At 55.7% G+C, this 16,192-nt stretch carries 12 protein-coding genes; 8 read left to right on the top strand and 4 right to left on the bottom strand.

The features are described from left to right. The first annotated feature begins 73 nt into the window (after positions 1–73). Together RE6C_RS23065 and RE6C_RS23060 are read left to right on the top strand one after the other, a co-directional pair. On the top strand, positions 74–1,927 hold the full coding sequence (locus RE6C_RS23065; RefSeq protein ID WP_039963120.1) for a SpoIIE family protein phosphatase: 1,854 nt from the start codon (positions 74–76) through the stop codon (positions 1,925–1,927). Between the two features lie 28 nt (positions 1,928–1,955). Further along, positions 1,956–3,077 carry a Gfo/Idh/MocA family protein gene (locus tag RE6C_RS23060; protein ID WP_008660533.1) on the top strand — a complete coding sequence of 374 codons (1,122 nt, stop codon included), beginning with the start codon at positions 1,956–1,958 and terminating at the stop codon, positions 3,075–3,077. Between the two features lie 94 nt (positions 3,078–3,171). Here the strand turns inward: RE6C_RS23060 and RE6C_RS23055 are convergent, their stop codons facing one another. Next, the gene (locus RE6C_RS23055; protein WP_008660532.1) at positions 3,172–4,089 is read right to left on the bottom strand and encodes a hypothetical protein; all 918 of its coding nucleotides are present in this window, start codon (positions 4,087–4,089) and stop codon (positions 3,172–3,174) included. Between the two features lie 390 nt (positions 4,090–4,479). Between RE6C_RS23055 and RE6C_RS23050 the strand changes: the two genes are divergently transcribed. The 3 genes from RE6C_RS23050 to RE6C_RS23040 all read left to right on the top strand — a co-directional run bounded on the left by RE6C_RS23050 (position 4,480) and on the right by RE6C_RS23040 (position 9,496). Beyond that, positions 4,480–5,040 carry a Uma2 family endonuclease gene (locus RE6C_RS23050; RefSeq protein ID WP_008660531.1) on the top strand — a complete coding sequence of 187 codons (561 nt, stop codon included), beginning with the start codon at positions 4,480–4,482 and terminating at the stop codon, positions 5,038–5,040. A 78-nt stretch (positions 5,041–5,118) separates the two neighbouring features. After that, entirely contained in the window at positions 5,119–5,517 is a 399-nt protein-coding gene (locus RE6C_RS23045; protein WP_008660530.1) for a BlaI/MecI/CopY family transcriptional regulator, read from the top strand. A 1-nt stretch (position 5,518) separates the two neighbouring features. Beyond that, positions 5,519–9,496, top strand: coding sequence for a M56 family metallopeptidase (locus tag RE6C_RS23040; RefSeq protein ID WP_008660529.1), 3,978 nt, complete (start codon positions 5,519–5,521; stop codon positions 9,494–9,496). Between the two features lie 21 nt (positions 9,497–9,517). Here the strand turns inward: RE6C_RS23040 and RE6C_RS23035 are convergent, their stop codons facing one another. After that, positions 9,518–11,002, bottom strand: coding sequence for a UvrB/UvrC motif-containing protein (locus RE6C_RS23035; protein WP_008660528.1), 1,485 nt, complete (start codon positions 11,000–11,002; stop codon positions 9,518–9,520). A gap of 172 nt (positions 11,003–11,174) precedes the next feature. On the opposite strand from RE6C_RS23035, the gene RE6C_RS23030 reads away from it, so the two are divergent. The 3 genes from RE6C_RS23030 to thiC all read left to right on the top strand — a co-directional run bounded on the left by RE6C_RS23030 (position 11,175) and on the right by thiC (position 14,188). Continuing rightward, entirely contained in the window at positions 11,175–11,618 is a 444-nt protein-coding gene (locus RE6C_RS23030; protein WP_008660526.1) for a hypothetical protein, read from the top strand. Between the two features lie 104 nt (positions 11,619–11,722). After that, complete coding sequence (locus tag RE6C_RS23025) at positions 11,723–12,739, top strand: DUF4272 domain-containing protein (RefSeq protein ID WP_236618450.1); 1,017 nt, start codon at positions 11,723–11,725, stop codon at positions 12,737–12,739. Between the two features lie 123 nt (positions 12,740–12,862). After that, positions 12,863–14,188, top strand: a complete 1,326-nt coding sequence (thiC, locus tag RE6C_RS23020; protein ID WP_007326663.1) for a phosphomethylpyrimidine synthase ThiC — start codon at positions 12,863–12,865, stop codon at positions 14,186–14,188. A 414-nt stretch (positions 14,189–14,602) separates the two neighbouring features. Here thiC and phoU read toward each other — a convergent pair whose 3' ends face one another. Both phoU and pstB read right to left on the bottom strand, forming a co-directional pair. Then, a complete protein-coding gene (gene phoU / locus RE6C_RS23015; RefSeq protein ID WP_008660522.1) occupies positions 14,603–15,292 on the bottom strand; it encodes a phosphate signaling complex protein PhoU in 690 nt (229 codons plus the stop codon). Between the two features lie 76 nt (positions 15,293–15,368). Next, positions 15,369–16,187 (bottom strand): phosphate ABC transporter ATP-binding protein PstB, encoded by an 819-nt coding sequence (gene pstB, locus RE6C_RS23010; protein ID WP_007326667.1) that lies wholly within the window; start codon positions 16,185–16,187, stop codon positions 15,369–15,371. Between the last annotated feature and the right edge of the window lie 5 nt (positions 16,188–16,192).

The following is a 16,192-nucleotide window of genomic DNA, read 5'->3' as shown; positions in this document are numbered from 1 at the left end:
TTGATCCGCTAAAACAGCTTTAGTGAAATTGCGAGTTTTCGCGAGCCGTGCCCGCCTTCCACTCAATCATCTCATGGCCCACCTCACTTCTACCATCGACGGCAATCCCTCGGGCACCTTCCAGCTGGACCGAGACGAAATGCAGGTGGGCCGCCATCCCGATTGTGACATCGTGGTCGACGCTGGGGCGGTCAGTCGATACCACGCGAAAATCACGAAAAAAGGGAACGAGTTCGCGGTCGAAGACGCCGGCAGCCGAAACGGAACGTTCGTCAACGGCCAACTCCTTTCGCGACCGCATGTGCTTTCCGAAGGAGACCGAATCCGAATCAGCGAAGTCGTGCTTGTCTTTCATGGCGACGAGGTCCCCGGTTTTGCCAGCGGAAGTGGCAGTGGCGAAATGACCTTCGACGGATCCAACTTTGGGATCCTGATGGTCGATGAGACTCACGCCAAGCAGATCACCGGTCCCAAAGTCGAATTCCGATCGGGCGACGACGGCCTGAAAATGTCAGCGACCGCGGAAGCCAAGCTGGCCGCACTGATCGCGATCAACAGCAACCTGACCGGCGCGATTTCCGTCGATGATGTGCTGCCCAAAGTGCTGTCCAGTTTGTTTCAAATCTTTCCATCAGCCGACCGGGGTTTTGTGGTCATGGAGACACCCGACGGAGCACTTGTTCCGCGCTGGGTCCAACTGCGAAACAAAACCGACGACACGGAAACGATTCGCATCAGCCGAACCATCATTCGCCAAACGATGGAAACGGGTCACACGATCTTGTCACTCGACGCGATGGATGACAGCCGGTTCGACAGCAGCGAATCAATCGCTGACTTTTCGATCCGTTCGATGATGTGCGCACCACTTCACGACGAAGACGGAAATGCCATCGGCGCGTTGCAAATCGATTCCACCCAAGGTCGCGGTCAATTCCGAGACGAGGACATCGACCTGCTGACCGGTATCGCCGCCCAAGCCAGCGTCGTGATCAACAACGCTCGCATGCACGAACAAGCCCTGCGGCAACAAGAGGTCGAACAAGATCTCAAGCTCGCGACGGAAGTGCAGCGTGCCTTCCTTCCCGCGGAAGCGCCCCAGGTTCCCACGTACCACCTGGAGAGCTTCTACCAAGCCGCCAACCACATCGGTGGCGACTACTTTGACTACGTCGACTTGCCGGACGGGCGTCTCGCAGTCGTCGTCGCGGATGTTGTCGGTCACGGTGTCGCCGCAGCGATGTACATGGCCAAACTCTCCGCTGAAACTCGGTTCTGTCTCGCTAGCGAACCCGATCTCGCTCGCGCGGTGGAACGACTCAACGATCGCATGAGTGCTCTCGAAGTCCAACGCTTCGTGACTTACCTGCTGGTGGTGATCGACCCTCAATCCAACGAACTCAAAATCGTCAACGCGGGCCACATGCCTCCAATCGTTCGCGATGCGGTGTCGGGCAAAATCAGCGAACCCGGCGACGAAGACTCGGGACTGCCTATCGCGATCGATGAAGGCATGGAATACGCGGTGACCACCGTCCCAATGCATGCCGGCGATCTGGCGTTGATGTACACCGACGGATTCAGCGAAGCACTCAACGCAAAAGAAGAGGAGTGGGGCACCGATCCACTTCGTAAAATTGTGCTTGAAGCGACTCCTTCCGACGAAGACGACGAACCTCTGGCCAAAGTGGTCAAGAACGAGATCGTTCGTCAAGCGTTTGAGCACATGGGCGGCGCGGTGCAGTTCGACGACATGTGCATGGTCATCATCGAACGAACCGAAGACGCCGCTGCGGGTGCGCCCCGATCCCAACCGGCCGCTGCCCAGTCGGATGAAGACGAACCGCAAGCCTCCAAACAATCTGAAACGATCAACGAGCTGGACATCAACGACACCTTGCCAGCCAACTTGTCCGAAAATCACTGAACATCTTTTAACAACCCCGTATTCGAATATGACCAAGCCAATCTGCCGCTGGGGAATCCTAGGCGCAGCGAACATCGCCCGCAAAAATTGGAAAGCCATCCGGATGAGCGGGAATGGAGTTGTCACCGCTGTCGCCAGTCGAGATGTGCAGCGAGCCGAAGGCTTCATTCACGATTGCTCGCTTGAATGTCCTCCCGTGATCACCGGAGCAGACGGTTCGGCCGAACTGACTCGCCCCGAGGCCATCGGTGACTACCAAACCTTGCTGGACCGCGACGACATTGACGCGGTTTACATCGCGTTGCCGACGACTTATCGCAAGAAATGGGTCCTCGCCGCTGCCGCTGCGGGCAAGCACGTCATCGCCGAAAAACCTTTCGCGGTCCATGCTGACGACGCCATCGAAATGGCCGATGCCTGTCGTGAAGCGGGCGTCAACTTGATGGACGGCGTGATGTTTGATCACTCCAGCCGATTGCCTGAGCTGAAGCACACGCTGACCGACCCCGCCGCCTTTGGCGACCTCAAGCGGATCCAAACGCATTTCTCATTCTGCGGTGATGACTCGTTCGAAGAAGCCAACATTCGCGCCAGCGCCGATCTCGAACCACATGGCGCACTCGGCGACCTCGGTTGGTACTGCATTCGGTTCACGCTCTGGGCTGCCGGCGACCGATTGCCAACTGCCGTCAGTGGCCAATCGACGGTTCGCTTGGACGAAGGCCGCGTGCCAGGCGAATTCCAAGGTGAGATGCGTTTTGATGACGGACTGACCGCCGGCTTCTTCTGTTCGTTCTTTTGTGTCAACCAACAAACCGCAACCCTCTCGGGCAACCGCGGCTACGCAACGTTGAACGATTTTGTATTGCCTTTCAACGGATCAGAATGCAGTTGGGAGACACACCAACACGAGTTGATCATCGACAATTGCCGTTGGAACTTTGGCGAGCACAGTCGCAAGCACGGCGTCACCGAACACGCGAGCGGTGAAGCGGACTCACAGGAAACTCGAATGTTCCGGCACTTCGCTGATGAGGTCTTGCATGGCCGAGTCGAAGCTCGCTCATCCGAGATTGCGGTCAAGACTCAACAAGTTCTTGACGCACTGCGTCGCAGCGATGCCGACGAAAGCCGCTGGGTCACGTTGTAGCAATCGGCTCAACTCACGCTGGCAACTCACGCTGGCAACTCACGCTGGCAACCCACGTGGCAATCGCCCTCAGCCAATTGCCCCTGCCTTCAGATCAGCTTGGCTTCTCGTAAAACTTGCTGATGTCGAGTTCCTGCTTTTGCTCTTGCTCCATCAATTTCAAACGTGATTCCAAACGTTCGATTCGGCGGAGCAATTGTGGGATCGTGTCGCGATCTTCCGTCACACGAACGGGGCGTGGCACTGGTGGATAACCCAAGTGCCGCTGCATCGCACCGAACAAATACACCGGATCTTTGCGTCGGTTCGCGAGCGCGATGCGACCTTCTTTTTCGCCAAACAGAAACGGTCCTTTCTGACTGACGTCTTGGTCGATTTCGATCAGCCGACGGCGATACTCTTCGCTGCTTAAAAACAGCAAGTCAGCCAGATCGACCAAACCGACTTGGGCACGCAAATTCAGCAACCACTGAGACCAAGCCTGGTCGTAAACCGGATCCTTGCTCATCGCCAGCAATCCCGCGTCATACCCCAGTCGATTTCGCGAAAGCGTTTCAAACTGAAAGAAGAAGAAGCCACAACGGCAATGCTGCACGATTGCTTCTGGAGTGGCGGGTCCGCGATGATGCGAATCCGCTCGAGCGGGTGGAATCGAATTCGATTCGATCGCTTCCATTTGCTCACTGAACTGAGAACGCAACTTCGCATCGGCCTGCAAGATCTGCAAAGCCAAGTGAATGGTGAATCGCCCGGCTTCTTCTTCGGACTCATTGACCAGATAAGTCTGAAAGGGCGAGAAGTAATGCGACAGTCGCTCCATCGCCGGCCCCATCAAACCGGTGTGCCGCAGTTCTGTCAGCATGAATTCGATCGCCATCGGCAAACGAGTGGTCGCAAGCAGTTCGTGCCGCAACTGCTCCAGCAACTCCTGCATCGGAGTCTGCTCAGCGATGCGTTGTCGTAGCAGATCGAACAAGTACGCTTGTTCAACATATTCAGAGTGCGGCAGCATCAAGAGTCTTCAAAGAGAAGCATGTATTCGTTTCCAATAGCTTAGCGGATAAGCGGCCAACTCGAATCCGCCCGTCAAAGTAGCGCCCCGGCAATTCTCTGCAGAACGCCGCCCGTGGCAGAGGCCGTGCAGTTTTTGATACCGCTTTTCGGCAGATTTCTACATGGCATACCTCTCCCGAAACGAAGTTTGGGGAGAGCGATATACTAGGTCGAGCGACGCGGTTCAGGCGTACGCGAAGGTGAGGGCCGGGCATGAGAAGTGAGGCGTGTTCCCCTTCCTTGGAAAGCTCGCATACGTCGGTCCGGCATCACTCCCGCCTTGGCTTCATCCTCGACGTTACAATAGCAGGCAGGGTTTTGTCGGATGTGTCAAAGGAGAACAAGCGAGATGAGTACGGCACTGCAATTGTCACTCGAAGAATACGACCGGATGATTGCTGCGGGAGCATTCGTCGGCATGGACCGGCACATCGAATTGATTCGTGGGGAGTTGCGCCAGATGAATCCAGCAGGACCGGTTCACGGGGATCTGATCATGTACTTACTTGATTGGTCTCACGATCAGGCGGATCGCTCCGCATTTCTTGTAACCGGTCAATCCGGCGTGAACATGCCCGAAGTGGGCAGTCGTCCCGAACCGGACGTGTTCTGGATCCATCGCAGGCGTTACCGCGACCGACATCCTGGAGTGAGTGATGTTGTTCTCGCGATTGAGGTTGCCGATTCCAGCTTGCAGTATGACTTGGGCGAGAAAGCAGACTTATACGCCGAGGCAGGACTCTCCGAGTACTGGGTCGTCGATGTACCGCATCAGCGACTGCACGTGATGCGTGAGCCAAACGGCAAGGCTTACAACCATCGCGAAGTTTTTCAAATTGGCGATTCAGCCTCTCCGTCGATCCAAACCACCGCGACCCTGGACCTGCAAGATTTATTTGAGGGTGAATAAAAACGCTTGACGCCGCCCACCGCATGCCAATACATTGACATGTGTTAATTCATTAACACGTGCGGTACATCGTTGGCAATGGCGAAAAAGAAACCAGCTGAACCTCCCAAACTAGGCGCCCGAGAACGGCAGATTTTGGATGCCGTCTATCACCTTGGGCAGGCTTCGGTCGCTGATGTGAGGTCGCAACTGAACGACCCGCCGAGCTACTCCTCCGTTCGCACGATGATGGGGATCCTGGAAACAAAAGGATTCCTGCAACGGCATCGTGATGGAGTTCGTCATCTCTATTCGGCAACTCGATCTCGCGAGAAAGCGGGGCGTTCGGCACTAACGCATTTGATGTCGACGTTCTTCGAAGGCTCCGCCAGCAAGATGCTCGCCGCCTTGCTAGATGAATCCGCGTGCCAATTGTCCGACGAAGAATTGGCTCAACTTCAACAATCCATCGACCAAGCTCGCAAGCAAGGGAACTGACATGTCACTCAGCGACTGGATGTTCAACGTGTCTTTGAAATCATTCGTCGTGATGGCGATCGTGACCTCGATGGCGTTGGTGTTTCACCGTTCCTCCGCTGCTGTTCGACACCGAATCTGGACACTCGGATTGTGCGGGACTCTCGGCATCCCTTTGTTCACATGCCTGTTACCAAGCTATCAAGTCGCTGTTCTGCCGCCAACATCCGTTGCGGAGGCCGCAACAACAGCCTCGACCGATGCACTGGCTGAATCAACCGGAATGGTCGAACCGCTTCTTGTTGGCGAGCCCCCACAGCAGTCACCCAATGCGATGCCCGATGCGACTGTCATCGATGCCGCATCCATGGCAGAGTCGGCACATCAACCAGACCGTGCATCGGCACCGTCAATTCTGATGCCTCCTTTGGTTCAAACGCCCGCAGCAAGCGATTCGTGGTGGATTGTGTTGTACCTGATTGGTACCACTGTGTTGTTGGTAACTTGGTTGCTTCGTCAATTTCGGACGCTGAACTGGATCTCCAACGCGCATCCTGTTGACGAGCCAAAAGTGCTCTCGTTGTTGTCAGATATTCGCAAAGATTCGATGGAGCGAAACGCTTCGAGCCGATCTCCACAGGTCTCGCTGTTGCACCGAGAAGATCTGTCGATGCCATGTGCAGCAGGAATATTTCGACCAGTCATTCTCCTTCCGACCGAATGTTTAACTTGGCCGCAAGAACGCCTGAGGTCAGTCCTGCTTCATGAGCTGGCTCATGTTGTTCGGCGTGATTTGCTGACTCAATCACTGGCCGAGATCTGCCGTGCTGTCTACTGGTTCAATCCTTTCGTCTGGCTCGCCGTCGCACGGCTGCATGTTGAACGCGAACAGGCTTGCGATGACCACGTCCTTCGCTCGGGCGTCGTTGCCAGCGAATACGCCGAAACACTGCTCGATGTCGCACGTGATTATCGCCGCTCCCATCATGCGATCGGACTCGCAATGGCACGCCCGAACGCTTTGCAACAACGCATCGTCTCACTGCTGGATGCGACACGATCACGCATCGCAGTCAACCGATCCCTTGCAATTGGCGTGCTGGTTACCATCACAATGATCAGCGGTGCGGTCTCTGTCTTGCGTCCTAGTTCGATGGCGGATGAACCAACAACAGTCGCCGAACAAACTGAGGAACTCGGAGTCCAAACCCGTGGCACTGGGACTTCGACGGAGGTCCTTTTGCGTGGAACGGTGGTTGATTCGCAAGGCAACCCTGTTCCCGATCCACAAATCGAAATATCGCTTCAACTCGTGCATGGCAACAAACGCCTCAAGCCAACGATCAGTGGCAATTCCTTCAAAACTTGGTTGCCGGCTTCAGGTTTGAATTGGCACAGCCTCAATGTGGATGTTCGCCGAGATGACACAAGCAACGAACGTGCGTTTTACTATGTCAGACGCCGTGAACTCCGTGAATTCCTCAAAAACGGCATGAACGTGCAGCTACAACGTCCGACAGGCTTCACCGAGATTCATGTTACCGAGAAGAACCAGCCTGTTCCAAACGCCAATGTGCAGGTTCAAATCGCATTCGGTCGAACCGCTCGCGAGAAAACCGACCGCAACGGGATGGCCAAAATCAATCTCTACGAAAACAAAAGGCTGTCGTCCATCACGGCGTGGACCGCGGACCATCGCGTCGGCGGCTATCAATTCAGTCGCCAACCCGTTCGAGATCGCAATGCCCCGGTTCACTATGTTGAACTGTCAAAGTGTCGTGACCAAACCATCCGCATGGTTGACGAAGATGGCGCCGGCATCGAGGGCGTTGAATTCCGAATGCAGTTGGCAACTCCAGTACCGTACGTCAACTACATCGGCACGACCGATCAGTGGGAATTGAAGACGGATTCAAATGGTGAAGCCGTTTTGAAATATTTCCCGGATTGGCCGGAGGTCTATCGCTACGCCGAACTGCTCAGCCAAGATTGGTTCATTCTGAAAGAAGCGACTCCTGTCGATGACGCACTGGTCATCACACTCAAACGTCGTGTCAAGCGTCACCGTGTGATGGGAAGTCTCAAGGGTGATCAGATCAACTTGGCCGGCTTCAATGTACAAGCCGGAACTTTCCAGGCAGAAACGGAAGGTCATAGCGAGCAACTTTTCGCGATCACCGATTCCCAGGGACACTTTTGGATTGACGTGCTTCCCGGAGCGACGTACAGCGTCCATGTCAACGACTCGATCTTAGCCAGCGACTATTCCGACGTGCTCGCGTTCGATCCAGAAACCTCGCAAGTCAATGCACCTGAACTCACCCTGCAAGAAGGTGTCGTGGCAAAGGCCAAATTGACCGCTGGCAAGGATCGGACACCTATCGCGAACGCAAGCGTGTCTTTTCGAGAAAAGCACCGGTACGAATGGATGGAAGATGGAGAATCCCGCAAGGGTGTCACAGGGCGAAGCACTTGGGCAACCACCGACGAGGATGGAATCGCGACAATGCTCGTGCTTCCCGGCACCGTGGAAGTCTCAGTTCTACAAAAAGACTGGCGGAGTTCAGCTAACATCGATGTCGCCGAAAACGGCGAGAACTTTGCTGAACTTCACCGAGAAGTTGCCGAGTCGAGATTGGTGACGGGAAAACTGGTGCTGGCAGAAAATGCTGATGCCTCCTTGAACGACTGCGAGCTGACCATCGGCGCCCTTGATGGCAAAACTCGGGACGAACGATTGATCCGGCTCAACGGCGTCACAACATTTTCTTTCACAACAGCGGCAACCAAACTTGGAGTTGGCGCCGTCACCGATGATGAGCGATTCGCAGGCGTCATCATCGCCGAAGATCTCTCGCAACCGATCGTTGTCACGATGTACCCGACGCAGCCCCTTCACGGTCGCGTGACGAATTCAGAAGGATCTCCTATTGCCGGTCAAAAGATCACCGCGATCGGGAACATACGCGACCCAACCGCTTCTCAAACAGTTGATCCATTCGGTGCGGTCACGTTCCCCTCTCAAATAAGACTTGTGAAGCGGATCGCAACTTCGGATGCCGATGGCAACTATGTCATCACCGGTCTGCCGTGTTTTGTGACCACCACGATCTACGCCGAAGGCCAGGACTGGCGGCTCGACCAAGTCTATCTGCAACCCGGCGAAAAACGTCCGCCGTTGGTTTCAAGACTTCAAAGCACAACCCAGTCAAAAGCACCCCGCAAACCCATCGCCCTACGTTGGTCAACTCTAATGCGAGACTGCCGACTGGGTGGCTACCGTCCGTTGGTCATTCTCTCGCAAGACAATGCCGAAATGAATCAGTTCATAGGTGATCACCTCTTGAACTATCGACAGAATCGTTCCGCTGCGAAGTTTATGACGCTGACTTACCATCCCAATCCCGCTGACGCCCGTTTCGCAGCGACTCAGAACTGGACCGTTCCTAGTGAAAACAAACTCACTGCGATCGCCTACGATAAATCCGGAACGGAAATCGGACGTGAAACGTTTGATGCCAGTGCCCCGAGCAGCGTCGCTCAAGCATCAGCATTCCTGAGTCAACACGCCCTGGAGGATGTCGACATGGAAAAGGCTTGGAACGAAGCGTTCGCCGTGGCAAAGAAAACGGACCGACGAGTTTGGGTGCGATTGAGCGGACGCTACTGCGGTCCATGCTTCACATTCGCTCGCTGGCTGGATGACCACAGCGACGTATTGAGCAAGGACTTTGTAATGCTGAAACTGGAGCAGGGTACGAGTTCAGATAACAGTGAAATCGTGAACCGCTTGACCGATGGAAATCATGTTGGCATCCCGTTTCACGCCATGTTCTCCGCTGACGGGACCAGGATCATCGACAGCAAAGGTCCCCTGGGAAACATTGGATCCGTGTCAGGATTTGAAGGCAAACAACACCTGAGAAAGATGATGGAAGCTTCCTGCAAACGCATCTCACCCAGCGAAATGCAATCGGTGATATCGAGTCTTGAAGACTGACCAAAAGAGCAACGACTCAGCTCACAGCGCATCCGCGCGATGGTGCGATAGTCGGTGGTAGCGTCTGCCGGCACCTTCCGGCTGAAACGTTTGCTTCAGTTCACCGCGATGCTTGCGGAACCAAGATGCGACGACGGCCACACTGTGCGGCTGATCGACTCGCACACGTTGATGCCGCGACACAAGCAAGGACTGCCACTTCTTTAGCGTCGGCCGTAGAAGCTGGTATTGGTCCCGGTCCTTGGGAGCAGAAGCGACATCAATGATCTCACCACTTCGAACCAAATACCAAATTGAACACGCGTCGTATCCCGTCGCGGCATACACAAACGAAAAATCACGTCGCGCATCGGCCAAGTGACCTAATTTGCGTGAAGCGTATTGCAGTGACTTCAGCGTGTCTCGGGCTCGCGACGCCAATTCGTATTGCTGGTTCGCCGAAGCAGATTCCATCAATTCGCGGACGGCGACCAAGGGCTCGTCGTTGAATCCGTCCAAAAAACTTTGCGCAGCGTTCACTCGTTGAACGTATTCGTCTCGAGAACACGCTGCCGCACATGGGCCCAGGCAAGTGCCAATTTCAAGACGAAGACATCCGGGTCGCGGACTCAACTCAAAGAGCGACAACTGGTCCTGGTACTGAAAGACAGTTTGCTGACTGCAGTCACGAAGCTGGAACGTCTTGTTCAGCGCGTCCACCACCGATCGCATTCTTTCGGCACCATAGAATGGTCCTTCGATGGCAACGCAATCGGTTGCCGGCGGTGAACTGGCCAGGAAGAACGTTTCTGCTGGCTTTCGTCCCAAGCACAAATAGACCGGACGATGCCGATGAGGAACGCCCTGAACATTGAACCGCGGTGTCCAACGTCGAATCAATTGCAGCTCTCGCAATTGAGCGGCGAAATCGCTGGGCTGGGTTTCCCACTGGATGGCTCTCGAGTTCTCGATGATACGACCGCCCTTTTCTTTGCGTGCGGCCTCACCGAAGTAACTCAGCAATCGGTGTCGCAACGACCGACTCTTGCCAACATAGATCAGCTCGCCATGCCGATCGAACATTCCGTAGATACCCGGAACCGGCGGGCATAGGGTGCGGACCTTCGACCTCAGCCCCTTTCGATCACTGGCACCCACCATGTCACCGGGACGGCCACCGTAGGGGTCCAGCGAATCAGGTCCAAAGCCTTCGATCAGATGGGAGGAAATGGCGGGGACCGGAACACGAACACCCGAAGGACAATGATCGAGGTGACCTGACGGACGTTGCCGCGCGGCACTGTCAGCAACGGGTTCGCCGCTGGAATCACTCGCCAGCTCGTACCCGGCGACGGCCTCACCGACCTGGGTGGCGTCATTCGCCCGGTCGCTGGCCTCTTCCGCAGGATTCGCGTCAGGAGTTTCGGCAACCTCCCCACCCATTTCATTCAACAGGTCAGCGGGCTGTGAATGCCGCTTCTTACGTCCTTTGCGTTTGGTCACCATCCTGATTTCGCCACCATCCATGTGAAAGCGTCGCCGGCAAATTCACCGCGAACCCTCCAATTATGCCACTTTCACCAGGGCTCTCCAAGCGGAATTTGACGCAGCACTGCGGCGGGGACTTCTCTTTCTAGGCATTTTCGTGTTCAATACGGGACTTCCCTTTCACCCCTCACAAGCTGCGCCCTGACGCTTTATGGCTACCGAGCAAACCGAAGATACGCCCCAAGAAGAAACCCCCGTCGAAATCGTTCTGCGCTACAACAAAGACGATACCGACGAGCATGGCTTCGCGTCGGTTTGGAATGTTGCTTCGGCCACCTGTGACGGCGATACCGCCCGGACTCGCGACATGGCGGGACGAATGCTTGGTTTCCTTTGCAAAAAGGACTACGAGCACGTTGTCTGCAGCTCGACCGATGCGGCTTACCTCGACGAATGGTTCGAACGCGACAAAGCGATCCTGTACAACTGGAAAGCCGACAGCGAAACGACCGATGCGATCACCCAGCACGCTTATGTGCCCGCCGCGGCGATGATCAGCTTCTTGAAACGAGAAAAGTTCAAACCGACCGCAAACTACAGCCCGCGTCGTGCTGACCGCGTGGCTTGGTTCCAAGAAAAGTGGGGCCTCGGCTGAGCCCGATGGGCAATCCGTCCGAGCCTTCATCTGCTTCGGTCCATTTCGCCATTTCGACGGTTCGCCTTCCCGCGAACCCTGCTGAGATTGAGTCGGATTGGAACGTGACTGAACTTGCCCCCGAGGCAACCGAAGACCTGCTGGAAGAATGCTGGGAACAGATTGATTCCCCGAATCAATCTCCCAATCCGCTGGCGGCACTCCTGCAGCGTCACCTGCAACGCACCCGGCACGTCTTTCGCCTGGAATCGCCCGAAAATTCGCAGGCGAGCTTTCCCGCGTCCAACTGGCAAGATTGGGCCTGGACTGCCAATGCTCTTTGGTGGACCCCCGAAAGCATCGGCAAACCAGCGACGCTGAACGATCCTGCCGGGCGACAATTGCACGGCCCTGGGAATTTCGATGCCGAAGCGCAGATTCCTTTTCTTCCGGAATCCCGACAGCGACGCCTCGAGTCAGAAACCGTCCTGCGAAACCGCAATCTCGACCCAGTCGACGGCACCGCTCCTCTGCCCAGCAGCAGCGAAACCGAAACCTTTGCACCTGCGATCGCGGCCAAGCGAATGCTGGGACTGTTTGCGGTTGCGGCTCGAGCCGAAGCGATGGCCAACAACCAAACGCTCGACTTGGACCGGGTCCGCGAGCGATCCCCGTTGGCCGCAGAAGCGCTAACACCCGCCGAGAAAGATTTCTTCGACCTCGTTTCGCCTCCTGCTGAAATGGTCGACACCGCCGCATGGCGTTACGAGTCGCTGCACACACTGCAGTGGGCCTTGCAAATGCAACCGGACCTCGATTGGCCCGATGAACGCTGTGACCTTGCCAGCGTGCTTCGCTTGATCCTGTCGCTACCGCACGAAGACCTGATCAAACACGCCATCCTGCGGCCAATGGAAGAGCTACTTCAAGCTGCTGATTTGCATGTTTGCTTGTGGTGGAAACTCGCGGTTGAAGGAGCAGCGGGACGAGACATTCCCGGTGGACTGGATCCCGGAGTGATTGCTGAACGCGTTCACGCCCTCACCTGGCTGCTGCAGCTTTCCGGCAGTGTTCCCGAGGAAGCCGCTGACATGTCCTGGGATCAAGTGGGCCGCGAAATTGAACGTGGCATCGTCGGCTAACTGTCTTCCAAATCGTTGGCTTAACCTGCCCGAGTCGGCTTTTTGCGGCCTACTCGATGCACCGGTGCTGACGTATAACTTTTACCAACCCATTCGCACTCCGAATTCCTGAGTTCTAATCGCATGACCCAGCTGCTGTCTGCCCGCGCGGGCGAAATCACCCCCGAAATGGAATACGTCGCCAAACGCGAAGACCTGCCGGTCGAGCTGATTCGCGATGAAGTCGCCTCGGGCCGCATGGTGATCCCAGCCAACAAAGTCCACGCGGCTGGCGCTTTGGAACCGATGGCGATCGGCATCGCTGCCAAGTGCAAAATCAACGCGAACATCGGCAACAGCGCCGTGACCAGCAATGTTGGCGAAGAACTTGAAAAGCTCCACACCGCGGTCCACTTTGGTGCCGACACGGTCATGGATTTGTCGACCGGCAAAGACATTGACAACATCCGTCGCCAAATCATCGACAAGAGCCCCGTTCCAATCGGAACCGTGCCGATCTACCAAATGCTGGAAGAGCTCGGCGGCAACATCGAAGACATGAACGCCCAACACTTCTTGGACATGGTCGAGCACCAGGCCAAGCAGGGCGTTGACTACATGACGATTCACTGCGGTGTCAAACTGGAACACCTGCACCTGACCGTCAATCGCGTGACCGGTATCGTCAGCCGCGGTGGATCGCTGATCGCCAAATGGATGATGGCTCACAACAAGCAAAACCCATTGCTGGAAGCCTTCGACGACCTTTGCGACATCATGCGTGAGTACGACGTGACCTGGTCGCTGGGCGATGGACTGCGTCCGGGTTCGATCGCAGACGCTTCCGACGACGCTCAGTTCGCCGAACTGGACGTTCTCGGTGAATGCACCAAACGCGGCTGGGAAAAAGGCACTCAGGTCATGGTCGAAGGACCAGGACACATTCCTTTGGACCAAATCCAAATGAACATTGAGCGGCAAATCGAAGTTTGCCACGGTGCTCCGTTCTACGTTTTGGGCCCATTGGTCACCGACATCGCTCCTGGTTACGACCATATCACCAGCTGCATCGGTGCGGCCAATGCCGGCATGCACGGCGCTGCCATGCTTTGCTATGTGACGCCCAAAGAGCACTTGGGCCTGCCAAACGAGGAAGACGTTAAGCAAGGCGTGATTGCATACAAGATTGCCGCCCACACCGCTGACGTCGCACGCAAACGCAAAGGCGCCCAAGATCGTGATGACGCCCTTTCGAAAGCTCGATTTGCATTCGACTGGAAAGAGCAATTCCGTTTGTCGCTCGACCCGGAAACAGCCCAGCGATACCACGACGAAACACTTCCTCAAGACACCTTCAAGAGCGCCCACTTCTGCAGCATGTGCGGACCGAAGTACTGCTCGATGAAGATCACCGAGGACATCCGCCAAATGGCCAAAGAAAAGAAACTGGTCGAACTCCCAACGACCTGATCCGCCCTGCGAACCACACGCAGAAACAATCCAAAGCCTCGGAATTGCCTCGCAGTCCCGAGGCTTTTTTCGTGGACAAACCATACCTCATGACGATCCGAGCCCAGTCACCCAACCGCCCCGAAGCACGGATCGGACCACCACCCCCAACCTTCGTACGGTTCAATCCGGACATCGAAAGTCCGATGAAGCTTCGACAGGTCGCTCGTGCCGAGACATCATCGAGTTTTCCCTGGTGAACATTCCTGAAGCACCATTGCGATGACAGCCGCAACATGAACAACGCTTTTCGGCGTTATTTGAAAGTCGGCATGTATCGACACCCTGGAATTCAAAGCGAGAACTGGATTCGCATCGACCAAATCAACGTCACTCGCCTCACCACGAGCAAGCCTGCGAAGCGGCGAGCGAGGCTCAGTGAGCTTTGCCTTCTTCCAAGTGGTGTTTGTGCCGGACGATGTCGCCGCTGACCATGTAAATGGTTTCCTCCGCGACGTTGGTGGCCATGTCGGCAATTCGCTCGATGTGGCGAGTGGCACTGAAGCAATGAACAGCGGGCTCAATCCAGTCCGTGTCGGTTTTCATCATCGATTGCAGTTCTTCGATCAACTCAACATTCAAACGATCCACCTCGTCGTCGCGAGAAATCACTTCGCGAGCGAGCTCCGCATCTTGCTCGATGAAGGAATCCAGCGCGGAACGAACCATTTCCAAAGTGATTGTCACCATTTGGTTGATGTCGTCCGGCACTTTGAACAGCGGAAACAAATCCAATGACTTGCTCCGTTCTGCGATGTTGCAAGCCAGATCGGCCATGCGTTCCAAATCACCATTGAGCTTGATCGCGGACACCATCCAGCGAAGATCAATCGCGACGGGCTGATAGAGTGCCAATAGCTTCAAGCACTCTTCTTCAATCAGGATGTCTTTCGCATCCACCTTGTCGTCGGTTTCGATCACTTGAACGGCCATGTCGGGACGGCGTTCAACAAGCGCCCGCACTGACATATTGATCATTTGCTCAACGACGCCAAATTGCTCCACCAAGTCGGTGCGGAGATCCTGAACGGCTCGGTGAAGATGCTTGCTCATGCGTGATTCCAAAGCTGCCGCTCGGCGGACATGATCGGCCGAGGGCTATGAATGATTGGTGATGGTCTGCCACAGGACGTGAGGCGGATCAACCGAAGCGCCCGCGAACATAGTCGTCGGTTCGCTTTTCCTGGGGCTTGGTGAAGACATCCTGCGTGGGCCCCGATTCGACCAACTTTCCTTCAAAAAAGAAAGCCGTCCGGTCGCTGCAGCGGCTTGCTTGCTGCATGTTGTGGGTCACCATCACGATCGTGTACTGCTCTCGCAACTCATAGATCAAGTCTTCGATCGCCAACGTGCTGGCGGGATCCAGTGCGCTACACGGCTCGTCCATCAAGAGAACTTCCGGACCAACCGCGATCGCACGAGCGATACACAACCGCTGTTGTTGACCACCGGACAATCCCAGTGCGGGTGCGTGAAGCCGGTCTTTCACTTCATCCCAAACCGCCGCTTTGCGAAGCGACCATTCAACCAACTCATCCAGCTCAGCACGACTGAGATAAAGGTGCAGCTTGGGGCCGAACGCAACGTTGTCGTAAATGGATTTCGGAAACGGGTTGGGCTTTTGAAACACCATCCCGACGCGACGACGAAGGTTCACAACGTCAGTCGTTTGTGCCAGCACATCCAACTCATCAATCATCAGAGTCCCACGACTATTCGCCGAGGGAACGATGTCGTTCATTCGATTGATCCATCGCAACAACGTGCTCTTGCCACAACCGCTGGGACCGATGAAGGCGGTCACCTGATTGCGAGGCACGTCGAGAGAAAGGTTGTGAATCGCCTGAAACGACCCGTACCAGGCGTTAAAATTTGCAATGCGAATGCAGACTTCCGGCGTCACCTCCGCTTGCGCGGGTGAATCCGATTGGGGAGTCGCCGATCGAGAGACTTCAGACATCGTGG

Origin of the sequence: Rhodopirellula europaea 6C, from assembly GCF_000338295.1 — a bacterium.
Classification (GTDB): domain Bacteria; phylum Planctomycetota; class Planctomycetia; order Pirellulales; family Pirellulaceae; genus Rhodopirellula; species Rhodopirellula europaea.
This window is presented reverse-complemented; position numbering and strand designations above follow the sequence as displayed.